The sequence below is a fragment of the Mesorhizobium sp. WSM4847 genome (assembly GCF_055811335.1).
In genome coordinates, this window is the sequence record NZ_JBVVPY010000024.1 from 20,948 (window position 1) to 45,419 (window position 24,472).

A 24,472-nucleotide genomic window follows, 5' to 3' on the forward strand; every position below is an offset into this window, starting at 1 on the left:
ACGCTCGGCTTCACGAATTGAGATGTTGCGACCCTTCGCAGCCGGCTCGCCGCCGTTGGTCGAATTGCCGAGCCTCGCGCCAGATTGTTTTAGTAGCGGCTATTTCCCGCTTATAAAAGAGTAGGGGATTGCCGCGCGAGAACGTTTCGCACGTTCGAAACCTGTCATTGACCATCGCGCGCTGTGCGCACACCCCGGTTGTTCAGGGCGATTGCCAAGCCGCGCAGGCTTGCGACGCCAGAGCGCCGGATGGAGTCGATGATCGGCAGCACGGTCTGGGCAAATCTGTCAGCCTCCCGGATCGAGTTCTTCCGACCTCTCGCTGCAGCTTCCGCTGTGTTGGTCGGATTGCCGAGCTTCATTCCAGTGGTCTTGCGAGAGGCGAGGGCGGCCTTGGTCCGTTCAGAGATCATACGCCGCTCCTTCTCGGCCAAAGCGGCATAGAGGTGCAACATGAACGGGTCGGCGTCAGCTCCGATTTCGGCGACGATGAACGGAACGCGCTGACCATCAGGCCAGCAATGAAGGCAACATCGCGCGAGAGTCGGTCGAGCTTCGCCACAACGACCGGACACTTTAGCTGTCGGGCAAGGGCGAGGGCAGCTGTCAGTTGTGGACGTCGATCAAGAGCATCCGCGCCCTTTCCGGTTTCGATCTCGGTGAACTCCTGGAGGATGATCATCCCCTCGGCCTCGGCAAAGCGGGCGGCCGCGGCGTCATCCCGGGGTGTGCAAACTGCAAACCACCGTTTGCAGTTTGCTCATAAGGCCAGCACTAGCAACTTATGTCTGGCCTACCGGGGAAATTGCCTGCGCTCCGCTCAGGTTTGCTGACGCGCGGTCTTGAGCGTGCTTAGCCGGTGTCCTATGCCACTCTGGGTCATTGGGGTTTTAACATGAACGAAAAACTGACGACGCTCTCAAAACGTCTCAAGGACGAGCAGCGCGATCTACTTCTCGCCGCCGCCGAGCAGAACACAATACCGAGCGCCAGCACGATTCAACGAGTGGCCATGCTTGAGCTCAATATCGCTGCCATTGAGAATACCCTCGCCGACGAAAAATTATCCGAGCGGGGAAATGAGCGGACCAGCCGTCCGACGGACGATCATGCCACCTACAGGAGCTTCATATCTTCATAGGTGGTCACGAACGTCACTGATGTGTCCAGTTTTCCCTCTAGCTCATGGATGGAGGTCTCCTTCCAGCGCGCCCTGGTCTTCAGCCAGAAGATTGCTGCAGTGACGGCCTCCCGACTTCACCGGTCGCCTTGCGGTAGAGGCTTTCGGCGACCCGTGCATTGGCCTTGATAGCGCCGCTCTCGAGCTCATGTGCGTAGGTCGCCTTGAGGTCCTGCTCGTCTGTGGCGAGCACGCAGGCGATGTCGGCCGTGCTAAGCCCGAAGCCGGCCAGCGCCTCCACCCTGGAGCTCAGTGGCCGGTTTTCCAGAGGAGCTTCGATATCGGGGCCCATTTGGCTCGGTTGGTTTGCTGGTGGTGAGCCGGGAGGAGTCTTGCCCAGGCTTCCAGGATCCGGGGCGCGAAGGATGATGCGGCGGATCTCATGCACCTGCTCGATCGGCTTGCCGGTCCAGGCCTGAGTTGCTCGTTGACCGAGGTCTCCTTCCAGCGGCCGCGTGCCTTGAGCCAGAAGATGGCGGCGATGACCGATTCACGACCTTCGCCCGTTGCCTTGCGGAAGAGGTTCTCCGCCACCTTGGCATTGGCCTTCGTGTGGCCAAAGGCCAGTTCGTGTTTATAGTGCTTGCGCAGCGTCTTCGCATCGATACCGAGCATCCCGGCAATGTCCGCCTCCGGAACACCATAGCCTGCCAGCGCTTCTACCTGACGGCGATGAAAAGCATCAGGCTGATGGCTGGGGCGAGCCATCAGCCTGCCTCACCAGATGCCACACTCGCCGCCTGGCCTGCCTTGGCCTCGCCTTCCCGGAAATCATGCTCCAGGAGGCCAAGTCCCGACGACGGGCGATTTTGGGCCAGCGGAGTGTCGGTCGAGGGGCGGTGCTCAGAATCATCACATAATCTCCTTCTAGGCCAGGCCGCTTTCGGGAGCGAAATCATCGCCTGCTGAAAGCCAAGACGCTCCGGGCACGACGGAGTCCGAGGGGGGACCCGCGAACGTTGCCAAACCGCGAGTTCGCCCTGCCGATTAGTGATATGTGTTTCCGCTTGATCGGTTCCCACAAATTGGACGCATGTCCGACGATCATTTTTTGATCCGATTGTCGCGTCGCCCGGCGGTGCGGTGGCTTGTATGGGCAATGGCACACCCGATCGACACGGCGTCGATTCTGCCCAGAAGCTTCCCTTAGTGTAAAACACCCATTTTACACTGAGAGGTTCTCCCAACGTCTACTCACGCTGCTCTATCTACCTTAAACCAGGTCGCTTCCCACTGGTCTGAAGTCACTGTCTCAAGCTGCTTTCTAGCTTTAATCCAGGAGGGAGTTTCTCTAGTGTGCCTTGGGATAGCCAGAAGGCTGGCTACGTTTGTCGACAGACGCTTGAACGCGAGGTACTGAATTTTTTCGGACGAGCCCCAGTCTAGTTTACTACCGGTCCTGATGGCCTGTCGGAGACTTTGATAGGCTTGGCGAAAGCAACCAAGGCGGGCGAGCTCCGAATCTTCCAACACTAGCTCTGCACACAGCTTTACGAAGAGCGCTTCCATCGTGCCCTCGGATGCAGCGGATTTCTTAAAGAGGTCCAGCCTTTGCGAAGCAAAGTCCTCTCCTTTGTTGTCGAGTAAAAAATTCCAAGCCTTCCACGTCGAAAACAGCTCTCCGTAAATACGGAAGAAATCGTCGGTACGCGCTTGTGCCTGTTCATTCTGCTTCTGACGCAAATTCCAACTGGCTGTGAGGCGATTGCCAACGAGCCACGCAAGAGCGACCGTCAGGATTGGTGGCAAAATCGCTTTGGCAATTTCTGCCAAGGCGAGCGAGTCGCCAAGTGCGTGGAACATCCAGTCTATCCCCAGGAAATTATTCGAGCATACCCCGGCGACCGCGTCACGCGGCGGTGTCGAGGCAACATGAGTTATTTTACACCAATCCACTAGAGCGAAATGTCCTTTCCAGTCACTTGGAGCCATCATTTGACCGCCTGGAATCTATGAGAAATTTTCGTTCTGATGAGATTAGGTCGAGCTGTGAAAATAAGGGAGTTCCGTGACAATCCAACTAAACCAGCTTCTCGCCAGGTTACCGATCGGGTCGGCGAGATTCTCGACAGGTCTAACCCAAGCCGAATATGGACGTAGTATGGTCTCTGGGATGGCGATCGTTCCGATTAGCGCTGACTGAAGGATTGATTTATGCGACTCATGCAGCAAGGAGATGGGGCAAGTTCACAGCGCCCGCCTCGTCAAAGATCAATCCATGACATTGCTCTGCCGCCAATCGAGGCTGGGATAGAGAGAGCGTTACGAATCCGAGCCGAGTATCAAGTGTACCGGCTATGTGGTGTGTGGCGATCAAACCTGCCTCTCGGCCCAGCATACTGTGATGGGGATAGAGCAGCATCATACGGTCGCACCGATAGACGTGAGCGTAAGCCATTAGCTGATAAACATCCGCTTGGCTCACGCCGTGCTTCTGATCATCAATCTCGCTGCTCAATCTTTTCCATTTCGTGTCGATGATAAGCACAGGGCCGTTGTCACGGGAGACTACAATGTCAGGGCGAGTCAAGAACGAGCGCTTGCCGGTATGGTAGTTGATCAACGCGTGATCTGTTGGGCTTTGCAAAGAGACCGCATACTTCGTCTTTGAAAGCGCCTGCCTGATCTTACGACCGACGAACTCCTCGAAAAGAGTATGCATTTCGAAGAGGAGAGAGAAGCCTCGGCCCTCTCCGCTGCTGGTATTCTGGTAGCGTCGACCAAGGAGCAGCTTCGCTAATTCGAGTGGCTGCGCCCAGGCGCGGTTTGTCCTGTCTATCGCCACACGATCCCACGGCAATTGGGCCACGGGCACTGTAGAAATTTCTGAAAATGCGAAAGCAAGCTCCGCCAATCGCCGTTGATTGAGAGGCGATCTCGCGATGCTAAAGAGACGCGAGACCGCAGCTTTCATTATCCTGTTAAGAGCGATATCGGGACTCAATTCGTCGAACCGACAAGCAAGCCGCTGTGGAGTGGCTGACAACGTCGTGAACTGCCGCTTGAGGACGAGCCGACCACGGATAGCTGCCAGGTCATCTTCGTGTTCGATGTATTGTCTTGGCATACCGCGATGCAGCGCTTTGAACAGCTGATCACAGAAGAGGCGAATAAGGATCTCGAGCAAATCATCATTCTGCCAATCAAGATCCGTTATGGCGCCGTCCGAAATTTCGAGATCGATGACAGCCGCAAGCATATGAACGAGGCTGCGACGCGTAGCGCCATCGTTGTCGGCCCCATCTATCTTGGGGAGAATCTCTAATGCGACCCCTGGGGCGGCCAACACGCCGACGACCTGTTGCGCTCGCAGCCGATGAGGATGATTAATCAGGATACATTCGCCATCTTCACCGCCCAATGGGTTGGTGCGACTGAGTTCCAAAAGCCGATCGGCAATTGCGCGGGTGAACTCTCCCTGACCAGGTCGGTCGATGGGGAGGTATCCCCATTCGCGAATGGTTCGTTTGATCATGCCTCGAGCTGTCTGTATGCCGCCAAATCAAATGCGGGCTGGAGCGTGTATCGCCACCGGTCATTGCCGAAATCGCCATTGCTGCCGCCAATTGGGGCTAGTCTTCGGCGTCTGATGAAACCGCCTTCATCGGCGGTGTCAGCCAGGACCAGACGAATTTTCTCCCAATCCTCATAGAAATATTCGCTCAATAGTGGGATGATTTTGGTTCGCATTACGTCATCGAGTTCCGCTTTGGACCGACAACCAATGAAATAAGCATGTCCGATTTGATGCTCACGATCAAAAAGGCTCTCAATCCTTTCGTTCAGATTGGACAGAACGGCACTGACGTTTATTCCGTCGAGGTTTGTGGGCAGTAGTCTGGGATCAGGCATCATTTCGCGAAATTGGAAACGCCGCCTCAGTGCCGTATCCAACAGTGCGATCGATCGATCTGCGGTGTTCATCGTTCCAACGATATGCAGATTAATCGGAACTCCGAAACTCTTCCCTGAATAGGGTAGCGTGACTTTGAGCTCATTGTTCGCCCCGACGCGCTTGTCCGGTTCAATAAGGGTGATTAGCTCGCCGAACACCTTCGAGATGTTTGCTCGATTAATCTCGTCAATCACCAAGACGTAGGGTTCCGGTGCGTTGCCTGACACACTATCTCCGCTGCTCGCTGCCAGCTGTTCGAGCGCGGGCCAACGGATCGCCTCTGAGTCCAACTGATAAAGTGACTGACGTCGAAACATCTTTCGGTAGATCAGATCTCGCTGTTGGCTTTCGGAACCGTGCCACAGCCATCGGACTGTGCGACGATGTGGATGGTAGTCAGCGTTCCTATCAAAGTAGTAAGCCCCGGCAACTTGTCCGATTGCCCGAAACTTGTGGGCACCATCGGAGATGACGACGAGATCCCCCTCTCGCATCAATCGGCGCAAAGCGTTCAGCTGTTCTATGTTGGGATCTTTGCCGGTTGCTTCCGGATGGTCGCGTTGCCACCGGTTCTTGATGGCCTCAAAGGAGTCATATTCTGGGCCAGCCCAGTCAGTATCTCCTCCCCAGCCAAGCGCGATAAAGCCGCCGTCAAGACCGTCCTGCAGATATAGTTCGCCTTCCTCGCTCCAGTTTCGGCCAAGAGCCATCTTGAAGACCTTCGTGGAGGCATCCAACGTTGGGGGGTTAGAGGACCGACCGCGGTTTTCTCCTGCCAGTTCGGCGATGCGCCTGAAAATCCCTGGATGGACTTTGAGCCCAAAACCAGCACTTGACGTTGGCCTGTCCTCCGCTCCGTCAATCGACGGTGTTTCAGGACGAAGCCCTTCGACAAAATCCTCATACGAATATGATTGGTGAAATGTGACGAACGCGATGCGACCTCGCTCGACAAGTTCCCGATACCTCCTCATGACGCCTTCTCGGTCCTGCGGAAGGGTGCCGTCGCATAGGTTGACAGCAGCATTTGCCGTTTCAAAAGTTTTGCCGGTACCTGGTGGGCCGTAGAGGATAAGATTGGTGGGAGCTACGGCGTTCATAGTATCATCATTCTTTCTCTTTTGACCGTCATCCCAATCGACAGGTACGATGCCGCTCTCATACCAGTCGAGAAACTGCTGCAGCTGTGGGACGTCATTAATTCTGACGCTAACAACAGCCTTCGGATAACCCTGTCTTCGATACTCATCTGACGGATTGTTCTTCAGCCGAGGAGGGAGGTTGGAGTGCCTTCCTTTTTCAGCAGGATAGTGTTGCAACTCGGCGACTGGAGGGTCGAGCTGCCTATCACTCTGCTCGATCCAGAGCTGGACCTTTTCGATGTCCTTCTGCAGGGCGATCGATCGGCCGTCTCGCAAGGAGAAAGCAACCATTTTGTCAGTTGCCAGTATTGGCGACCCGTAGCGCTCCCTTAACGCAGCCTCTGCTACACCAACGTCGAGACGAACAGGAAGTAATTCGTAGAAGAATTCCGTTGTGGAGCTGTTGCTTGGTCCGACTGTCTTGATAAGGCGTGAGCCCGATGCCTCAAGAAGCTTGTTACCGCCAAGCACACTGCATACTGCAGGGTGGGCATTATCGAGGCGCATGTCGCGATGGACATCACCGGCACGTATTGTCAATGTCTTTTCGGGGTTTGCACGGGTCTTTGAGAAGTACTCTCGAAGCACGAATTCCCGAATGTCGTCGGCTTGGGTCATCAAAGGCCGCCGCTCGTTTGGTAAGTAGCGATGTCACGGACTCCCTCCGGAGCAGGGGCCTCAAAGGCCATCGTCATTGATCTTCCAACAGGAATAACCCTTCAGAACAAAACAAGTGAATTTGCCGATTTGACCCATTCGACGTCAATAGTATGATGTGATTTCCCTCAGCTTATCGGAGTTGGCGGGGAGGGGGTGTTCCTATGCCACTGTGGACCTTCGTTGCCCTGGACTATGAGAGATGGGGTAGAGGAAAAGAAGTCTTTGTCGAGAGCGACGATACGGTATCCGCAAATTCCATCAAAGTCTCCCGCGCGTCCGACCAAGAGCGTCGGAACTTCTTTCAACGGATGCTAGCTGCGATCGCATGGCACTTGGGAACTGATCATGTGCCCGTCTTTGTGGATTTCAACGGTGAAAAAAGGCGGATGGACTGGGAGTGTATCGGCAATGCGCTTGCCTCTTCATTTTTGATCCCTCTCCGGAACGGGCCCGAGGGTTACCTGACCCATGTGGCAATCAATCCTCCGATGCCATCGGACGGGAAGGTAGATGGCAAATCGTCGGCTTTGTTCGAGGATCATGTTGCTTATACAGACGCGCCACGGCAACCAATCCTCCGGTCACTGCGGCAGCATATTCTCGAGATAGATAATCGCCTACATGAAGGTGAGGCCGTGACCCCTGCGCAGCGGATTGCGTACAAAGTCCCCGGATCCAGGAGATGCTTCCTGGAGATCAAGGTTCAGCGGAGCGCGATTTTGGTTCGATTGATCGACACGGGACTGGCGGATTCACGAGGCGCAATTCACAGAATTCCCGATAGCCATGGTTGGGCAGTGAAAGATGAGTTTCGGATCGCTGGCGAGGAAGATGCTGAATACGTCAAGCCGTTCATCCGAGCGGCTTGGCGGTTGGCTAATGCAGAAGCTAGGTCTTTGCCAACAGGACGCGAGATCATTTAGTGGTTGGCGGTGAAGCGAATGCCAGAATGGACGTTTATCTCTTTGGGCTATGAGCCACTCTATCGGGATTTGCAGGAAACCGGCACAGAGGTTTTCGTGAAAAGTGCTAGCACTTTCGGCGCAGGCTCGTTTGGGAAAATCAGCCGCGCCGCCGATCAGAGCCGCCAAAGGTTCTTTGAGGAAAAACTGCGAACCATCGCGTGGCATTTGGGATCGGAGTCCATCCCAGTATTCATCGATTTCAACGGTGATAAGAGGCGGATGGATAAAGGTTGCATTGGTCATGCACTTGCGGTGCCCGCTTTACTCGCTCCGCCGGTGGATGGACCCAACGGTTATGTTACCCACGTTACTATCGCGCGGCGGCAACAAGAGACGGTAGCCGGGCAACAGGATCGTAGTGAACTCAAGCCGCAGGTATTGGAATCTCTTAAGGCCCGGGGGCCGGTTACGGTAAAGACGTTGATGTCTTTGCTCGATGCTGACGAAAAGCCAGTGCGTTCGGCGATAGATCGGCTACGCAGCGAAGGTCAGCAAATCTGGATCGATGAGGCTAGGGGGTTTTGGTGGCGTAATGACATAGTGCCCAACGGAACCCCATACTCTCGTTGGAAGAGGACTTATGTCCCTCTCTGATAGGGCTCGATTGCGTCCTGGAGGATAACGTGCCGGAATGGACATTCCTACCGTTGGATTACGATCCCTGGACCAAGGGGACAGATGTATTTGTTCAAAGCGCCGACACCTTTGCAGCGGATTCCTTTGAAAGGACGACACGCGCGCCGGATCCGCAGCGCCAGCAGTTCTTTGAGAAAATGCTTTTGAACATCTCATGGCACCTCGGCTCTGACGCTATTCCAGTCTTCATCGATTTCAATGGGGATCGGAGGCGGATGGACCTGGGGTGTATCAGTCACGCGCTCGCTGAGCCAAGTTTTCTCTCGAATCCCCAGAATGGGCCTGATGGGTATGTAACTCACGTACGTATTAAGCCGACGGTCGACTTCTCCACCGATCGCCAAGGGTCGGATGACATGACCACACTTTGGCAACGCATCTATGAGACCGCGAGCAAGGAGCACCCAGAATTGGCTATGAAATCGCCGGGCTCCAAAGGGGCCGGATCGAACTGGGTTATTTTCAAAGCCGATCTGCCGCCGAAAATTACGATAGATTGGAAGATTACCAAGGGAACAGTTGATTTGTCGTTTTGGCCGGGAGCTTCGGCGATGCCTCGTGACGATATGGATCTTGGTTCCCTGGCGCAGGCCACATCGAGAAAACCATCTATTGTCATGTTGGGCGCCACCAAGGTGATTGCGGTGCCGATTTCCGCACCCGGGCCGACCTCTACCCAACTAGGCGGACAAAAAATAAAGGAGGCTCTGAGCGTCGCCTCTGCCCTATACAAATTCTATTGCGACAACAATGTGGTACTCAAAATAAATAAAAATAAGATAATGGGATCACCTTAGAGCTAGGATTGCGAATTCTGCATTCAAATATTGTCCACTTCTTTGCCAAAGAACGCCTTCCGTTGTCGTTCAAGGGATCAGAATTTTAGTCGCCGTGTCCGTTTTGCTGCCGTAATTATCTTTCCATCATCGCTCATTACGAGATAGCTGTCCAAATAGTCCGAGAGAGAGGCGTATTCGCGGCCCAACTCCCCCCTCGCGCGAGCTCGTCCTCTGCCGTCCATGAAATACACGTCTGCGCCGTGACGGCGCTTGCGACGCCCATAGGCGAGGATGGCATCGACAACTTCGGTTTTGATCCCTCTCTGCTGACAGCGGACTTTTGCGTGGTGCGTGTACATCGAATTCTCCTCCTTCCTGTCTCATCTGGAAGGTAGGAGAGGGGGATGCCAATTCCTGTCATGCAGCCTGCACCTGTGAAACGGGAGGCATCGTTCCACCTTCTTGCCTCAGGCCATACTCACGCAAGGCGCAGAGCGTGTTGACGAGCCGCATCTCGTGCACGCTGCTGCAGGGAACCTCCAGGAGACGCGGACTGGCGAAAACAAGCGCAAGCACTTGCGCGCGCGAAACGGCGACATTAATCCGGTTGAGGCTGAACAGGAACTCGACACCCCGAGGTATTTCATCCGCCGACGAGGTCGTCATCGAAACCATGCAAACCGGTGCTTCCTGTCCCTGGAATTTGTCGACCGTTCCGATGCGTGCCCCGGCGGGCAGCGACCTTTTCAGCGCATTGACCTGCGCGTTGTAGGGCGCCACGATCAAGATGTCGTCCAGCGTCAAGCTGCGCTCCAAGCCATCGCGGTCACGAAACCTCGCTCCGACCAAGTGATCAATCTCGTTACGGATCGCAGCAATTTCTTCGACCGAAACTTGTCTGTTCCTCGAATGTGGAACTTGCATAAGATGGACACCTGACGATCGATTGCCAGGATCAAGAAGGAGAGCCTGCTTTGCTGCGCTTTCATCTGAGGTGAGGCGGCTCTCGTAGACGATGTCGGATATGAATTGGCAGACGTCTGGGTGCATGCGCCGCGAAACGGGTAGGAAAATGCCCATGTCGGTAGGAACTGTATTGTGACCGGCCAGCAGATATTCAAGAGACGAAAGTCCGCTTTCTCCGGGGTGGGCACCCTGGATTGGCTGTGGCAACTGCATCGGATCGCCAACCAATACTATGTTCTTCGCGCAGGTCCCCATCGCCACGATGTTCGCCACCGAAACCTGCCCGGCTTCGTCGACGAACAGGTAATCGAACATCTGTTCGAATTCTGGCCGTGAAAAAAGCCAGGCCGTTGCACCTACTACAGACGCAGAGAGCAGCTGGTCGTCATCGTTTTTGGATGCCACGTAAATCGACCGGTACTCATCGCTAAAGCCATCGCCACCCTTCTTTGCGACCGCGACGTTGATCTCGGCGTCGTTGGCTCGGTCTATGACAGCGCAGAGAAGGTTGTCGATCGCTTTATGACTATTGGAAGCGACTGCAACCCGCTTTCCCCGCTTAGCGAGATCGATAATCGTGCGGGAGCTGACATAAGTCTTACCTGTGCCCGGAGGACCCTGTATCGCGATGGTTGAACAATTGAGGTCGCCCAACGCTGTGACCGTTTCGGCGACGATTTCTCGAGATGGATCGATGATTGTGAGCTGCCGATTGTCACTTGTGAATTGAGGTTTGGAACGCTCAAGGAAGTCGAGGATGGCCGGGAAATGTCGATCGTTATGGATGACGGATGTCACCACTCGTCGGATGGCACCTTCGATCTGACGTGTGTCGAGCGGTCCAGACGGAATGAGCGCTGTGCAAGCCGGTGCGTCGTCGAACCGACTCTTAGGAAATGCCACGATCGCTGTGTTGTGAACTCGGTCGAGTTCAACCAGCCTAACCGACGCTGGCAGTCCCTCTAATTCGACATTGCAATCGCCGATATCGAGTTTTGTCTCCTGTTCGGGGAACTCATAGGTTCGCTGCCAATAACTGCCCATCTTCGAGGTCGACGAAACGGCTCTCAACCCGCCCAGGCAATCGAGATCGTCGATGAGTTCATCCGGTCCGGCGCTGATCTTGTCGAAAATCGACCACCATGCAGGCTTCTTCTCTCTTGGGTGAAAATAGACGAGGTCAACCAGCAAGTCGGCCATCCGATCCCCCAGCCGATCACGAACTGGCTGCAGCCTTTCGCGCAGTTGGTCGCCGGCCACTTGCTCGGTATCAACTCTCTCGAAATCGATGCCGCTTCCGTCCTCGTTAGAAGCCCGCCATTCGATGTCGTGTGGACGAACTGCGGACACCAGCCAGTCGCGAAGCAACTGCGTAGAGACACAGTCGATACGATTGTAGTCTCGGATTTCATCAAGGATCGCCTGGTCGCCTGTTTCGCGCCATTTTTCATAAGCTACAACACTGCCGCCGGCGGTTTTCACCTGACCGGTGCGTTGTTCCATGTAGAAAACTTCAAGATTCTTGAGAGAGTAGGCCGGTTCTGAGGCGGTCAGACCGCCGGAAACAACCCGATAAAGGTCGATAAAGCGGTTTTGCCGCAACAGCTGATCCAGCAGCGCTTCGCCGATCCCATGGCTGCTCGTAAGTCTCCGCAGCGCGGAGATCTCGTAGGCCGCGTAGTGGTAGATGTGCGCCCCAGGGAACCGGCGAAGCCGATCTTCGAAAAATGCCATCAGATGGCGCAACGCTTCTTTCTCCTGGACACGATCGTGAGCCCAAAAGTCCAGGAAAATGCCGTCGCCTTCACCGTTGAACCAGACGCCGTGCAGATATTCCAGGCCATCTTCGTAGAACGGATCGCCCTCGATGTCGTAAAAAAGGTCTCCCTCGTCCGGCCGAGGGAGCAGTGAAAGTCCGCGTGCTGGGTCAAACGGCTTCAATTCGAACGCTGGCGGGCCACCGGCGCGCCGAACAGACTGCAGCCGAGCCTGAGTTGTCAGCCTCGTAAGTGTCGCCTCGGCGAGCCTCGGTACCGGCGTGTTGCGTCGGCTAAGAGCGGTCATGGTCGAAATGCCAGCCGAGGTCAGCTTGTCTCGCTGGCCCTTTGCGATCCCAGCCACGAGAGTGAGACTGTCAGTCTCTTCCCAATGACTCTTGCAGATATCTCGCCAGCGACAAAGCTGGCACATCCTGACCGGATCAGGAGATGTCGCCTGCGGGTTAGCCACGAACTCTTCCAGACGCTTGCGCGCCTGACGGGCATAGGCGGAATATTCTTGAAGCCGGAATGAAAAGCGCTCGCCGTTGCCAAGCTCGATATGGGCTTGGTCGGGATCGACTCCCTGAATCTTGGCAAGCAAATCCGAATAGAGAACAAGCTGCAGGATGTGCTTCGGGTCGGGCTTTCGCTTTAGCTTGGTGTCGATCACCTCATAGGAGAAAGGACCTAGAGCCGACGGCTTGTCCACCTTGATGAGGAAATCTGACCAACCACCCCACGGTGCCGAGAGGAGGGCGCCTTGGAAAAGGACGTCCGCGCCTTCGCTCAGTGCTTCTCTGGTAGCAGTCGCTGCGGTACGCAGATCGATGTCTCGGCTGAATTCGATTATGCGGCGACCTTCGGCATGCAACTTAGCCAGGTAGTTTGCTTCGTGCGCATCGCCATATTGCTGAAGGAGCTTCGCATCTTCAGTGTCCTCAGCTGGCGTCAGCCGCTCGCCCCGCAAACTGCGTAGATCCATCGCCGAGGCGTGCACGCACCCCATGAAGCGCATCAGGTCCGATGCGGATAGCAAGATGTCCTTGCCTTCCAGCTTCATGTCAGATTCCCCACCACCGATGATAATAAAGCCGTAAGCAGTGGAGATGACAATAGCTGTCACCTGAAACGGTAAATGCCGATGTCTTTCGAAAAAGCGCAGCAGCTCATCGATCTCGCGACTTATGTAGCCGCGCGTCGCATGGGGGTAACCACCGACGATGTCATTGACCGGCTCGGCGTTTCGAAACGCACGGCCCAACGGATTCTCCATACGCTCGAGCTTAGATTTCCGGATACGGAAACGCATTTCGACGACGAGGGCCGAAAGAGATGGCGCCTGGATACGACTGCCCTGCGCGATCTCCTCACGCTCACTCCAGACGAACTGGCTGCGCTGGACATGTCGATTGGGACACTCGAACGCGACGCCCAAGGTGTGGAGGCAGACATGCTGCGGTCGCTCAGGGAGAAGATCGTTGCCCTGGTACCGCGTAACAGAATTGCTCGGCTGGAAACAGATCACGATGCCCTTCTTGAGGCGCAGGGTCTAGCCGCGCGTCCCGGGCCTGTCTCGCGGTTGGCTCCTCAAATCGCCGCCACCATAGCGACGGCTTTGAAGGGTTCGGAGCGGCTGCGGATCATCTATCAGTCTCGTAGCGCTGCCGTGCCGACCGAACGCATTATCGAGCCGTACGGCGTATTGATCGGAATCAGACGCTATCTCGTGGCAAGGCCTAGATTGGATGCCGGTGATAGCTTCCGGCATTATCTTGCTGAAAAGATCGAGAGGGCCGAATTAACCGGAGAAATCTTCGAGCGCGACCCTAGCTTCGATATCAATCGGCACGCCCGCCAGGCATTCGGAGCCTTCCAGAATGACAGCGAGTTTGGCGAGGTCGTTTGGAGGTTCAGTTCAGACGCCGCTCCACAGGCCCGCAGCTTTCTTTTTCATCCGGATCAGGTGCTGGAGGACCAACCTGACGGCTCGCTCCTAGTGCGCTTCTCCGCGTCGGGGCACCTTGAGATGTGCTGGCATCTTTATATGTGGGGCGACAAGGTAGAAGTGATAGGTCCCCAAGCCCTGCGTCAGATGGTGCAGGAGTATCGGCGATCGGATTTCCCGTCGCTTCCATAATCTGGCGATCCATCCTTCCGAATCATGCAAGGTGCGTGACCAGTAGCCGGTGACAGGTTTTGTCACCGGATTATGGGAACTGAGGCACACCCCCTGGCTGTTTCGACGGTGGGCGTGCCAAGGAGCATTAAGTTTATGGATTATGAGAGTGTGCTAACCCACGGGAATTTAGGGAAATCTGTCGCCAACAACCATTTCTACATAACCAGCTTCATTCACAAGCTGCCTGCTGACGTGTTCGGCGGCAGCACCAAGGACAAGCCGGCGCCGCGCAGGATGCTCCTTGAATACGGCTCCCTTCAAACGGAAACCGACGTGCCTACTACTAAGGCCGGCAAGCCACGGCTTTTCTTTCGCGATCGGGCGTTCGTCGGAGAATTCTTTCGGCACACTATGGCGGAGCCGGGCGATGTAGTCGTCCTGGAGCGGGTGTCTGACTATCACCTGCGGTTGTCCCTGAGGAAGCAAGGCTCAGCCGCAGGGTGAGAAAGCGGCGGTAGAAAAGGCTCGAAGGAAAGGGAGGCCAAAATGGAACCGACGATCTGTTGTCCGAAATGCAAAACGGAAATCAAGCTAACGGAGTCTTTGGCGGCCCCATTGATCGACGCCACGCGGCGGGAATTCGAAGAGCGGCTGGCAAACAAGGATTCCGAAATCGGAGCGCGCGAAGAAATGGTCCGGCGACAGCTGGAAGACGTCGCGAACGCCAAGGAGTCTGTTGATGAACAAGTGGCAGCAAAACTTGTTGCCGAATGTGAGCGGATTGCGGCGGAGGAGGCGAAGCGCGCCACACTCAAGGTTTCGTCGGATCTGGAGCAACGTGCAAAGGAAATTGGCGATCTGAAGGAACTGCTCCAGCAGCGCGATGAAAAGTTGGGGGAGGCGCAGAAGGTCCAAGCAGAGACGCTCCGCAAACAAAGGGGGCTCGATGACGCACGTCGCGAACTAGAACTGACTGTCGAACAGCGTGTGCAGGAATCGCTAGTCAGCGTGCGCGACAAAGCGAAGAAGGAGGCGGAGGATGGCCTTCATCTAAAGGTCCGCGAGAAGGAAGAGCAGATCAGCTCTATGCAGAAGCAGATTGAGCTTTTGAAGCGGCGTGCCGAGCAGGGATCGCAACAGCTGCAGGGTGAAGTGCAGGAACTGGAGTTTGAAGCGCTGCTGCGACAAAAGTTTCCACGTGATCGGATTGAACCAGTGGGAAAAGGCGAATTTGGTGGCGACATCATCCAGCGGGTGATGGGACCGACGTCACAGCTGGCCGGCACGATCCTGTGGGAGATCAAGCGTACCAAGAACTGGAGCGGAAACTGGCTGGCAAAACTGCGGGACGACCAGCGCGTAGCCAAGGCAGATGTGGCTCTTATTGTGTCACATGCCCTGCCGCAGGGGATGGATCATTCGTTCGATCTTATCGACGGCGTTTGGGTGACCGAACCACGATGTGCGGTTCCAGTAGCCATAGCTCTGCGTGAATCCCTCATTTCCTTGCTTGGCGTGCGCCATGCCGGCGAAGGCCAGCAGACCAAAATGGAGATGATTTATGGGTATCTGACTGGGCCGCGTTTTCGACATCGCGTGGAAGCAATCGTCGAGAAGTTCACCGACATGCAGGAGGATCTCGAAAAGGAGCGCAAAAGCATGACCAGGTTGTGGGCGAAGCGTGAACAACAGATCCGCGGCGTGGTTGAGGCGACCGCAGGAATGTATGGCGACCTTCAGGGTATCGCCGGGCGGCATCTGCAGGTCATTGAAGGACTCGATCCGCTGATGATTGAGAATTCGCTTATGGGCGAATTTGAGTAGGTATCTTTTGATCGGCGGACATAGAAGCACGGCGTTACTCGTGCTCAGGGCAATCAAGAAGGAGCAATGAGTTCATGGCATACCAAAGCGCTCTCAAGCTGGGCAACTAGAGGGTCGGGATGGCACCAATTGCTTGTTTGAGTAGAAACACGTGATGGTTTAGCTTCTTCGAGCAAAAGCTTAGTAGCTGCGGGTTGTCAGTCACGTCTTGATGATATGCAATGACTTGCAGCTCCAATGCCTAGCGGTCTGGGCTTGCGCAAAAGGTGGGGGCAGTGATGACCGTCGGCTGGATACTTGAAGGCGATCGCGACCGTTTCCTCTCTGCGCGCGACCCTACGCCGCCTCCGAAGCCGGCGTTACCCACGTACCAGTGCCCATTTTGCAGCCACAGCTTTAAAGAGCGTGACAACCTTGGTTCGCATCTCCAATTGCTTCACGTCATCAAACGGCCTTTTCTTCTCATTGGAGGCGCGGAGCCCAGCGCTGAAGACAACATAATTCGGCTCGGTCTGAAGCCACTATCCTTAGAGGTTTTCAATTGTACCGAATTGGCTGCGGGATTTGACGGTGAACCCGTTCGATCGGTCCCGGTAGTGACTTTGTCGCGGCGTTTGGCAAAGATAAAGCGAGCATCCCTTCGGCTTCGGCTTTCGAACGCTGGAGACGGCCTACTCCAGCCAGTTGTCCAAGAATATCACCTCAGAGTTTTGGCACCTGATGAGGCGTCATTAGTAAAAGCGGATGAGTTGTTCTTGACCAGATTTGGTACTGATGGCATAAATTTGCATAAGATAAGCTTGTTCTACGAGGCCACCCGCGGCGGGGCAGCCGAGGAGTATGCGGAAGCCCTAGCAGACTACGTCAGAGCGGTGCTCCTCAAAGATGGCGACCTGCGCACGGGCGTCTCGACTCGCATTCACCATCATCATGAGATACAGAACCGAGTTCTCTACGTTCTTCAGTCATATGCAAGACCTTTAGCGCAACTGCTCTGCGCCCTCATTCGATTCAGCCTCAACGATTTCAGCCGATGGCGGCACGCGACTGGATTTACCCATCTTGATCACGCCTATTCCCTACTCGGTCCGTTAGCTCAGGACGGGGAAGGATGGAAAACGGGAGGTACGTCGGTGATCGGACGGATGGGCGCTCGGGTTTTCGTCTGCCCGGTAGACGTCGGTACTGACACGGTTACACGGCTCGCGAAACAAGCTGCCGAACTCCCGCGCTGGGGAGCGGCGGCCGAGGAACAATTTAATGCCCTTGCGGATCAGGCCAGCGTTGACTCTTTTGATCGTGCGAAGATTCGTGCGCTATGGGCCGCAGCGGCGCTTCGACTTGGCGCCAAAACGAGCGCTAGGCGAGCAATTAGATTGCTTGATGGCGACCCCACGTTCGGAGCGTGGGCTGGCAGCAAATTGGCAGAGGTTTGAAACGTGAATAACACACAAGGGCCAAAGGTCCCGGAATCAACTGATGAGGGACCGCCTGCTAAGAAGGAAGCCAGGCCGGTACCCGCTTCGCTTGCAGAGTTTCTAAATGCCGAAAAAGTATCCGCACGTCGATTTGTTCAGCTCCTTTCCAAACGGCCAGCATTGGCCGACGTCGATCTTGCGCAAGCACATGACATCGTTGACGCGCAACCCATCAAGATGAGCCGGGTAGTGGAACTCGCGCGAGCCGCAGCCGACACTGTGCCCCAACCCGGAGTGGTCCTTCGCTGGTGTGAGAATATCGTGCGCACACGAGATGAACCACTCCGCGATTGGGCACTCGATCCCGGTAAGGATGCAGTGGCCACCTGGGGCGAATTGTTGTCTTGGGCATACCCCGCAATTCGAGGAGAAGGCGACCTGCCGAAACGTCAACTGGCAGAGTCCTGTCTTTTGATAGGGCTAAGTCTTCTTGTTGCTAGGCGTGCGCTTTCACCACTCGATGCGCTTCGTGCTCTAAAAAGAGCAGGTGGCGACCCACGCGAACGACGCGGGATTGCTGCGATTGAGCGCCGCGCCAGCAAGCACCTCACAAGGGTTGGTTCGAAGCAGTTGTTTGACCTTGCTGATATCGCGGCCCTCTCCGAAGCGGAGATCACCATCGCCGAAGAAGCGCGACGCACAGCGATCGGTGTGGTGGGTGAGTTACGCCGCGAAAGGGAAGGGCTGGAGCATGAACGGACCGCATTGCGCGAAAGAGTGCAGCACCTCGTTCGGGATTTGAGTCAGCGTGATGTCGAGATAACTCAGCTTGCAGCCGATTTGGAAGCGACAAGAGCCCGCGCCACCCAGGATTTGAACAAGTTGAAGGCTCGGTTCCGGCGCGAAATAGGGGATGGTGTAGCTGGTCTGCTGGACGATGCATGGGATGCGATCGACACCGATCCTCCCCATCCACAGGTGGCACGAGAGCGGTTGGAGATCGCGCGCGCGGCGGTCCAAAGGGAGATGGAATGGTTGAACAAGTCTTCGGATTAGATTTTGGGACTACGAACAGTCTGCTGTCGGTAATTGGAGGTGATGGGCGCCCAATTCACCTTACCGATGAAAAAGATCGGCCGCATCCATCGGTTGTCTGGTATCGGGCTGGCGAAGTGATCGTGGGCCGCAAGGCGCGCGAGAACCTTGATGCCGGAGCAGAGGCGATCACGGGCTCCTTTGTGCGATCCCCCAAACGACTACTCGACCAAGACGCACCGATCCATGTAGGGGGAAGGGATCTCGACCCGGGCGACGTCATAGCCGAAGTGCTTCGGTTCTTGCGAACGGACGCCGCTGGTATGCTGGCGGCTAAACACGAGCCCAACCGAGTTGTTATGACGATCCCGGTCAAGCTCGACGGCGCGGGGCGGCGAAGGCTGAGGGAAGCAGCGAGGAAATCGGGTATTGGGATCGTCCAGTTCGTGCACGAACCTCTAGCGGCCTTGTATGCGTACCTGCGATCTCAAACCGACTATCGCCGACGCCTAGCGGAGTTAGACGGCTGCCGAGTCTTGGTCTTTGATTGGGGCGGTGGAACGCTCGATCTGACTCTCTGTGAGGTACAACGGGACCAGATTGTCCAGATCGCAAACATTGGCGACGACGATGTCGGCGGCGATCGTTTTGACGAACTAATTCGAAACAAAGTGCGTGATGCCCATGCCGATCAGCATGATATTCATGACTTATCCGGCGTCGAACGGGATGAAGCCCGCATCCTGCTTCTCAACCAGTGCGAACTTCGGAAAATCGAGCTATCGCAACGCGAAACCGCGACCACATTCGTTCGGAACTACCTTCGCCATGAAGGGCCCGGTCGCGATCTAAGCGTTTCAATCTCCCGTTCGGCGGTTGCAGACTGGACGCGAGAACTCATCGATCGGGGACTTGGCGCCATTGATGGGTTGTTGGAACAGAACCATCTTTCGTACCAACAGATCGCACTCTGCCTGCCAACAGGAGGAATGGTCAACATGCCAGCCATTCGCGATGGTCTAAATGAGCGGTTCGGGGCACGTGCTCCCCGTCTTTCGAATGGCGATAGGATCATTTCAGAGGGTGCGGCGTGGATCGCTCACGATGACCTACGGTTAGGCCTGGCAAAGCCAATCGAACTACTTCAGTCAGATGACACTTTTGCAGCCATAGTCCCAGTTCCATTTATCCTTCCTATTGAGAACCAGTCGATAGGCGCCGCAAAAGCCGTCTATCATTGCGTCGATCCCCGATCGGGCCGCGCCTCATTCACTTTTGCGCGCCCCAGTAGACCTCGCCCTCGTGATGCTCTTTCGGATAGAAAAGCTTATACGACGCTGCACCTGGGAGTAGATGAATCGGCCGCTCCGCTAATGGAGCGCCTCGAGTTGGAGGTCTCAATAGACCACGACTACGTCGCACACGTAGATCTGCAATCAACTATGCGGAAGGATCATATGAAGGCGGAAATCTTCGATTTAGAGTTCACACTTAGGTTCCCCTTCACCACCGAGAAATTATCCGTCCCGCTGATTGAGAAAGGAGTCCGAAAGGGCGGATCGGCAGGTACATTGTCTGTCGCTCAAACCGGGTCGGTCGGCAAAGTACGGCTCCGGTCAAATGTCGCGGCAGTACCCTCTTGGGGAAAAGTTCCGGGCGATCTAGTCACGACCTACCGTCCACACTGGTTTGACGCTCGATCGCCGGAATACTCTGATTGGCAATACAAAGAGGCAGTTTACTACAAGGACTGTCCTTACTGCCACCGAACCCGATACGAATTCAGGATGGAAGGATGTGACAATGCTCGGTGTCTTTGGCGCCGAGCGTATCCGACAGGTCAGGCCATTCTCCCTGGACCCCCATTGCCCTGAAGCGCTACGCTCAGGTGGCTCAAATCAATTTGGAGCAGCAACAAATGGCAACGGGAGTGTCCCTCCCGAAACCAGCACCATTCTCGCATCAGCATTGCATCGAAACAGCATCACCAAACGCGAGAGCGCTAGTCGCAAAATCGCCGCCAGAGAACTGGCCGGATATAGCAGGCAAAACGCGCAGAAAGCCGACATTCGACTGGCGCGTCATGCCGCACACACGGTGCTAAGCCACGAAAAAATCGAGGCTATTGGCTGAGCAGAGAAATGAGTGCATATGGAAAAAAATGACTGCTAAGCAAACAGGTTTCGAACTAGGAATGATGCTAGCACCAGGGGCCATAGGAGCCATCGAATTTGCATCGGACGACGATCGCAATTGCCCCGAGCGTTACTCCGAAAACGGCCGGCAGAAACTGAGGCCAAAACTTAGGCTAAAGAGCCGCGAAACACGGTCTCTGCACAAAATTTGTGTGTGGTCAAGCGTGTGGGGAACCGGACGAAACCCTACGCCCAGCTCACGAGGTCAAACGATCGAGTCTGTCCATCAGTGTAAAATTCCAGTTTCACACCGAGGTGTCTTTGGCTGAATGCACAATTCGCTTGTCGGACACCGGTCCGACCTGATCTACGCCCCATACCGCGAGCATCGGGGGTCGGCATGGCGCGCAAGAAGAACTACTGGGAGACAATTGCGGAGCACATCGCGGAGGTTGTCGGAACCCGGCAGATCGAGGATGTTCTGCATTTTTCGCGCCTAGAGAATCTGCCCGGTATCCTTGAACACGGACTTCTAAGTCGGTCAGATCTCCGGAACACCGACTATGGCGTTTATGTTAGCGATGCCGATCGCCTCGACGAGGAAGATGACGCGATCTCGGTCTCGATCTCTTGCTACTACCCGAAGATGTTCGAGGCGAAGCGGCACCGCTCAGGATACAAGCCGTGGGTCATTCTTGTGTTGCACCCGAGCCTTCTTTGGAATTGCCCCTGCCACTTCCACCGAAATGGCGCGGCGACAAACGCCACGAAGTACGAGAGGAGCACGACGCATGGCGGGTTCGCCCTCAAGAAGCTTTTCGACGATTTCTCTTTGTCGACGGATCCGACGAAGACAAGTTTCCGCGCTGAGTCCGGCCTCCCATTAAGTTGGCCGACTTTCCCAGATTCAGAAGTCCAGGTAATGAGCCCCATCCACCCAGACTACGTCATGGAGGCCTGGATCGAGACGCCTGAACACGAAGGTTTCGTCCAGGCAGCGTTTGCCACTAAAGGGCGCAAAGAGTGTAAAGTGGTGGTTCAGCCCTTCAGCCCCCGGATCTGCCGTAAACCCTACTGTTGGGGATGAACCGTCTCGGAGGACGCCTGTTCCGGTCCGCGACGTTCGGTTAGTGAGCGAGACAGAAGCGCGCGCGGTTTCGACGCGGTATTGCAGCCGCTTTGAATTGATTACGAGGCAGCGAACGATGAAATGGATCTAAACGTGATTAGGCGCATACCGGTCTCGCCTCTGATCCGAATGAACCTGGAGCGGCTTGGTCGCCCCTTGTCCGCGAACTCGTCGAGCGTCACATTGTTCCAAGGGGTGGGGAAAGCATGGCCGGCTGGGTGCGATATTCCATGTGGGACCGCTGGCGCGATCTAACGCGGTTCCGGCTGGCGTGTGAGATGGCGCTTGATTCCTACAAGGCCTATGTGAACGACTTTCCGGTATCGTCTCCATCGCCAATGATCGTCCATGATCCCTCCGGCGATTCTGGGTTCAAATGCGTTCTTGAAGATTTCAAGCAGGTGCTGAACGACGGGGAGGTGCTATATCGGACGCTCTATCCCACGTATGTCGCATTGACGGAGGATCTAGCGCGCGAACTCGTCGAACTCCTTGTGACCAACAAGGGGGTCGCTCGTACTGGCTTCGCAGGCATGAAGGCTGGCAACATCAGCGAGGCGGCTGAGCGCTATGTAACCGATGTAGCAATGGAGGTTTGGGGCGATGCCATCTTAAAGGCGAGCGGCCGCGACTGGTCGGGAATCAAAGGCGGCAAGCGCGCGGTTGTTGAAGCAGTGACGGTCCGCAATCTTTGTGCCCACGGCATCCCGGTCTTCAACCGCAAAGCGATCAACCGGATAACGGCGGCGGCAGGGCGCAACGTCGCGCTCAAGGATGGCGATCCGATCAAGCTCGATAAGAAGCGCTTCACCAATTACACAGCAACACTTCGGGCGTTTGCGCGCGCGCTCGCAGATGGCGTGACGAGCCTTCCAGACGTCAAGAAGGGCTCGTAGCGCCGGACTGGCCCGGCAGCAGCTAGGCTACGAAAGCCAAGTTGGCGAGGACGGTGGTGTAGTCGCATTTCGGCATCGTCACGAGCACCCAACGGAGGCGAAAGGTCCGGTGCAAATACGTGCGGTGCGAACGTCTGCGACGGACTCCAATAATCGCCGATAGGTGAGGGGTCTCAGTGTAAAATACCCATTTCACACTGAGTGGTCCCCACCAGCCGATAGGCGAGCGTCCCCCGGCCTCGATCCAAGTTGACCAACGAAGTCGATCATACGCCGGCGGCGTTCTTCAATGATCGTAGGTCGAAGACGAGCATTCGCACTTTCTTTTGACGGCCGGCAACAGAGACGCGAATTTGGCGAGTTCTCTTCCCACCTTCCCCGTTCAAGACGATTCCCTGGCTGTTCAGTTGGTCAATGACTGCCTCACAGGAATCATGGAACAGCTTAGAGAGGTACTGTTTGCTGATGAACAACCGTTTTTTTCCTCGGAAGACGGCAACAAAGCCGGGACACGATTCTTGAATCCTGATTTTGTCATCATCCGCGAACCGAGGAAACCTGTCACGGTCTCTTGTGGCCTTCCAAATGATTGCAGCCCCTGTTGAGGGAGACATTTCATTGTCTCGTCCTCGGTCGAGAGAACATCGATAGATCCGAGATATAAGTCGATCGCACTCTTCGGTTGTCCACGGAAGGAGACCCGCCTGAATTGCCAATCGTCCTGCGGCGAAAACCAGACCAAACTTCTGAGCAATGCGTCGCTCAACATCACCGCGGCCCGGACATTTCCGTTCGACGAATTTGTCTATGTAGCGGGACACCTTTCCTTCCAAGGTGTCCTGATTGTTCACCAGGTACGTCGCCCATGCGACCAACGCGGACCCGTAATATTCGCGAGATGCACGGACGAGTCGCTCCGAAGCCTTGGCTGCTGAAACGCCGCAATGGTTGGCAGGAGCTGACCATATCCCACCTCGTTCAGCGCCTGGCACCGGAATGTCGATCATGCGTACTCGATCGCCACCGGTACGAGTGTGTCCTCCAGAAGTGAATTCTGCTTCAATGGAGTTTGGACCGGTTGATATTCCCCAGCCATCGAACTTCACATTTGGAAATCGATCTTGGACCGCCCGTGAATAGGTTGTCCCCGTTCCCCCTGTGAGGTGATGGACGGTCGAGCGGAGGACCTGCCATTTTGTGGCTTTTCCAATTTTTTCGGTGTCATCCAGCAACAGCTGGAGGCCGTTTCGAATGGCTGCCAACTCTTGCAAAGCGCGCGGGCTAGCGTTCCAGTCCGTCAGGATATCTCGGGACCCCGCGACGGATGCTCCTGCCTTCAACGCTGTGGTTTTGCCCGTCGAACTGCCCGCCCACAGATGGAAAATCGCACCTTCCTGGAGGCTGGAGCGTGCGAACCGGAATAGGGGAGCAGCAAGGGCGTGTAGGATCGCGAACCCGGCGAAGTCCGAACCCAAGGCTAATTTGGCAACCTGCTCTTGCCATCCTGCAAGCGTGCTTGATGGTGGTGACTGTAGGTCGTTTTCCCGTGCTAGCGCGGGGTGGAGGAGGACGTCGTCCTCTCCCACGAGCAGGTTGGGACCTATTAGGAAGGATCGATTGTGCCATCCTGTCCGTCCCGCCAGAATACCATTACCAGGCGATACTCCGGCCTCCATTCGAGGAAAGTCGATATTGGCTCCCTCCAGCACCGCGCCACCATCTATCAGCGCGTTTTTCAGCTCCTTGGGGTTCATAGTTTTTTGCCTGGGGAGAAGCACCGAGGCCTCACCCTGGTCGTATCGTTTGAAGGTTATCGAGGTCCATTCTTTGCCGTCCTCATCACGGTATCGGCGGATTTTCGTTATTGGTGACATGCTCTGATTCCTGTGCTTTGCCTCACCTGCCTCACCGAAATCTAGACACACGTGTTCGG

At 55.7% G+C, this 24,472-nt stretch carries 22 protein-coding genes; 12 read left to right on the forward strand and 10 right to left on the reverse strand.

All coding sequences use genetic code 11. The features are described 5' to 3' along the window. Positions 1–164: 164 nt before the first annotated feature. Together AC0L28_RS27610 and AC0L28_RS27615 are read right to left on the reverse strand one after the other, a co-directional pair. On the reverse strand, positions 165–455 hold the full coding sequence (locus AC0L28_RS27610; protein WP_473481438.1) for a hypothetical protein: 291 nt from the start codon (positions 453–455) through the stop codon (positions 165–167). Further along, complete coding sequence (locus AC0L28_RS27615) at positions 410–682, reverse strand: recombinase family protein (protein ID WP_473481439.1); 273 nt, start codon at positions 680–682, stop codon at positions 410–412. The genes AC0L28_RS27610 and AC0L28_RS27615 overlap by 46 nt, the downstream gene beginning before the upstream one ends. A gap of 213 nt (positions 683–895) precedes the next feature. On the opposite strand from AC0L28_RS27615, the gene AC0L28_RS27620 reads away from it, so the two are divergent. Beyond that, positions 896–1,141 (forward strand): hypothetical protein, encoded by a 246-nt coding sequence (locus AC0L28_RS27620; protein ID WP_473481440.1) that lies wholly within the window; start codon positions 896–898, stop codon positions 1,139–1,141. 79 nt (positions 1,142–1,220) lie between these two features. Here AC0L28_RS27620 and AC0L28_RS27625 read toward each other — a convergent pair whose 3' ends face one another. The 5 genes from AC0L28_RS27625 to AC0L28_RS27645 all read right to left on the reverse strand — a co-directional run bounded on the left by AC0L28_RS27625 (position 1,221) and on the right by AC0L28_RS27645 (position 6,835). Beyond that, entirely contained in the window at positions 1,221–1,421 is a 201-nt protein-coding gene (locus AC0L28_RS27625) for a hypothetical protein (RefSeq protein ID WP_473481441.1), read from the reverse strand. 8 nt (positions 1,422–1,429) lie between these two features. Beyond that, positions 1,430–1,888: a hypothetical protein gene (locus AC0L28_RS27630; protein WP_473481442.1), complete on the reverse strand. Its 459-nt coding sequence runs from the start codon at positions 1,886–1,888 to the stop codon at positions 1,430–1,432. A 486-nt stretch (positions 1,889–2,374) separates the two neighbouring features. Next, positions 2,375–2,983, reverse strand: a complete 609-nt coding sequence (locus AC0L28_RS27635; RefSeq protein ID WP_473481443.1) for a hypothetical protein — start codon at positions 2,981–2,983, stop codon at positions 2,375–2,377. A 358-nt stretch (positions 2,984–3,341) separates the two neighbouring features. Further along, a complete protein-coding gene (locus tag AC0L28_RS27640) occupies positions 3,342–4,655 on the reverse strand; it encodes an McrC family protein (protein WP_473481444.1) in 1,314 nt (437 codons plus the stop codon). Continuing rightward, entirely contained in the window at positions 4,652–6,835 is a 2,184-nt protein-coding gene (locus AC0L28_RS27645) for an AAA family ATPase (protein ID WP_473481445.1), read from the reverse strand. The genes AC0L28_RS27640 and AC0L28_RS27645 overlap by 4 nt, the downstream gene beginning before the upstream one ends. A gap of 203 nt (positions 6,836–7,038) precedes the next feature. Here AC0L28_RS27645 and AC0L28_RS27650 point away from each other — a divergent pair, with 203 nt between their 5' ends. The 3 genes from AC0L28_RS27650 to AC0L28_RS27660 are packed head-to-tail and all read left to right on the forward strand — an operon-like array spanning position 7,039 to position 9,275. Continuing rightward, positions 7,039–7,800: a hypothetical protein gene (locus AC0L28_RS27650; protein WP_473481446.1), complete on the forward strand. Its 762-nt coding sequence runs from the start codon at positions 7,039–7,041 to the stop codon at positions 7,798–7,800. Positions 7,801–7,818: 18 nt separating this feature from the next. Next, the gene (locus AC0L28_RS27655; RefSeq protein WP_473481447.1) at positions 7,819–8,436 is read left to right on the forward strand and encodes a hypothetical protein; all 618 of its coding nucleotides are present in this window, start codon (positions 7,819–7,821) and stop codon (positions 8,434–8,436) included. A gap of 29 nt (positions 8,437–8,465) precedes the next feature. Further along, entirely contained in the window at positions 8,466–9,275 is an 810-nt protein-coding gene (locus AC0L28_RS27660; protein ID WP_473481448.1) for a hypothetical protein, read from the forward strand. A gap of 77 nt (positions 9,276–9,352) precedes the next feature. Here the strand turns inward: AC0L28_RS27660 and AC0L28_RS27665 are convergent, their stop codons facing one another. Together AC0L28_RS27665 and AC0L28_RS27670 are read right to left on the reverse strand one after the other, a co-directional pair. After that, positions 9,353–9,616, reverse strand: coding sequence for a hypothetical protein (locus AC0L28_RS27665; protein WP_473481449.1), 264 nt, complete (start codon positions 9,614–9,616; stop codon positions 9,353–9,355). Positions 9,617–9,674: 58 nt separating this feature from the next. Continuing rightward, entirely contained in the window at positions 9,675–13,244 is a 3,570-nt protein-coding gene (locus tag AC0L28_RS27670; RefSeq protein ID WP_473481450.1) for a TM0106 family RecB-like putative nuclease, read from the reverse strand. Between AC0L28_RS27670 and AC0L28_RS27675 the strand changes: the two genes are divergently transcribed. The 8 genes from AC0L28_RS27675 to AC0L28_RS27710 all read left to right on the forward strand — a co-directional run bounded on the left by AC0L28_RS27675 (position 13,185) and on the right by AC0L28_RS27710 (position 22,539). Next, complete coding sequence (locus tag AC0L28_RS27675; protein WP_473481451.1) at positions 13,185–14,120, forward strand: helix-turn-helix transcriptional regulator; 936 nt, start codon at positions 13,185–13,187, stop codon at positions 14,118–14,120. The genes AC0L28_RS27670 and AC0L28_RS27675 overlap by 60 nt on opposite strands. A gap of 135 nt (positions 14,121–14,255) precedes the next feature. Beyond that, positions 14,256–14,606, forward strand: coding sequence for a hypothetical protein (locus AC0L28_RS27680; RefSeq protein ID WP_473481452.1), 351 nt, complete (start codon positions 14,256–14,258; stop codon positions 14,604–14,606). A 42-nt stretch (positions 14,607–14,648) separates the two neighbouring features. Continuing rightward, entirely contained in the window at positions 14,649–15,926 is a 1,278-nt protein-coding gene (locus AC0L28_RS27685; RefSeq protein ID WP_473481453.1) for a DUF2130 domain-containing protein, read from the forward strand. A gap of 278 nt (positions 15,927–16,204) precedes the next feature. Continuing rightward, complete coding sequence (locus AC0L28_RS27690; protein WP_473481454.1) at positions 16,205–17,362, forward strand: hypothetical protein; 1,158 nt, start codon at positions 16,205–16,207, stop codon at positions 17,360–17,362. Positions 17,363–17,365: 3 nt separating this feature from the next. Then, positions 17,366–18,400 carry a hypothetical protein gene (locus AC0L28_RS27695; RefSeq protein ID WP_473481455.1) on the forward strand — a complete coding sequence of 345 codons (1,035 nt, stop codon included), beginning with the start codon at positions 17,366–17,368 and terminating at the stop codon, positions 18,398–18,400. Then, a complete protein-coding gene (locus tag AC0L28_RS27700; protein WP_473481456.1) occupies positions 18,376–20,253 on the forward strand; it encodes an Hsp70 family protein in 1,878 nt (625 codons plus the stop codon). The genes AC0L28_RS27695 and AC0L28_RS27700 overlap by 25 nt, the downstream gene beginning before the upstream one ends. A gap of 661 nt (positions 20,254–20,914) precedes the next feature. Beyond that, entirely contained in the window at positions 20,915–21,601 is a 687-nt protein-coding gene (locus AC0L28_RS27705) for a DarT ssDNA thymidine ADP-ribosyltransferase family protein (RefSeq protein ID WP_473481457.1), read from the forward strand. A gap of 248 nt (positions 21,602–21,849) precedes the next feature. Then, positions 21,850–22,539, forward strand: a complete 690-nt coding sequence (locus AC0L28_RS27710; RefSeq protein ID WP_473481458.1) for a hypothetical protein — start codon at positions 21,850–21,852, stop codon at positions 22,537–22,539. A gap of 266 nt (positions 22,540–22,805) precedes the next feature. On the opposite strand, the gene AC0L28_RS27715 is transcribed toward AC0L28_RS27710, so the two are convergent. Beyond that, positions 22,806–24,413, reverse strand: a complete 1,608-nt coding sequence (locus AC0L28_RS27715) for a DUF927 domain-containing protein (protein ID WP_473481459.1) — start codon at positions 24,411–24,413, stop codon at positions 22,806–22,808. Positions 24,414–24,472: the final 59 nt, after the last annotated feature.

Excerpts from the sequence above, each read along its gene's own strand:
- AC0L28_RS27610 (WP_473481438.1), bottom strand. The coding sequence starts at position 455 with ATGTTGCACCTCTATGCCGCTTTGGCCGAGAAGGAGCGGCGTATGATC.
- AC0L28_RS27615 (WP_473481439.1), bottom strand. The coding sequence starts at position 682 with ATGATCATCCTCCAGGAGTTCACCGAGATCGAAACCGGAAAGGGCGCG.
- AC0L28_RS27620 (WP_473481440.1), top strand. The coding sequence starts at position 896 with ATGAACGAAAAACTGACGACGCTCTCAAAACGTCTCAAGGACGAGCAG.
- AC0L28_RS27630 (WP_473481442.1), bottom strand. The coding sequence starts at position 1,888 with ATGGCTCGCCCCAGCCATCAGCCTGATGCTTTTCATCGCCGTCAGGTA.
- AC0L28_RS27635 (WP_473481443.1), bottom strand. The coding sequence starts at position 2,983 with ATGTTCCACGCACTTGGCGACTCGCTCGCCTTGGCAGAAATTGCCAAA.
- AC0L28_RS27640 (WP_473481444.1), bottom strand. The coding sequence starts at position 4,655 with ATGATCAAACGAACCATTCGCGAATGGGGATACCTCCCCATCGACCGA.
- AC0L28_RS27645 (WP_473481445.1), bottom strand. The coding sequence starts at position 6,835 with ATGACCCAAGCCGACGACATTCGGGAATTCGTGCTTCGAGAGTACTTC.
- AC0L28_RS27650 (WP_473481446.1), top strand. The coding sequence starts at position 7,039 with ATGCCACTGTGGACCTTCGTTGCCCTGGACTATGAGAGATGGGGTAGA.
- AC0L28_RS27655 (WP_473481447.1), top strand. The coding sequence starts at position 7,819 with ATGCCAGAATGGACGTTTATCTCTTTGGGCTATGAGCCACTCTATCGG.
- AC0L28_RS27665 (WP_473481449.1), bottom strand. The coding sequence starts at position 9,616 with ATGTACACGCACCACGCAAAAGTCCGCTGTCAGCAGAGAGGGATCAAA.
- AC0L28_RS27675 (WP_473481451.1), top strand. The coding sequence starts at position 13,185 with ATGGGGGTAACCACCGACGATGTCATTGACCGGCTCGGCGTTTCGAAA.
- AC0L28_RS27680 (WP_473481452.1), top strand. The coding sequence starts at position 14,256 with ATGGATTATGAGAGTGTGCTAACCCACGGGAATTTAGGGAAATCTGTC.
- AC0L28_RS27685 (WP_473481453.1), top strand. The coding sequence starts at position 14,649 with ATGGAACCGACGATCTGTTGTCCGAAATGCAAAACGGAAATCAAGCTA.
- AC0L28_RS27690 (WP_473481454.1), top strand. The coding sequence starts at position 16,205 with ATGACCGTCGGCTGGATACTTGAAGGCGATCGCGACCGTTTCCTCTCT.
- AC0L28_RS27700 (WP_473481456.1), top strand. The coding sequence starts at position 18,376 with ATGGTTGAACAAGTCTTCGGATTAGATTTTGGGACTACGAACAGTCTG.
- AC0L28_RS27705 (WP_473481457.1), top strand. The coding sequence starts at position 20,915 with ATGGCGCGCAAGAAGAACTACTGGGAGACAATTGCGGAGCACATCGCG.
- AC0L28_RS27710 (WP_473481458.1), top strand. The coding sequence starts at position 21,850 with ATGGCCGGCTGGGTGCGATATTCCATGTGGGACCGCTGGCGCGATCTA.
- AC0L28_RS27715 (WP_473481459.1), bottom strand. The coding sequence starts at position 24,413 with ATGTCACCAATAACGAAAATCCGCCGATACCGTGATGAGGACGGCAAA.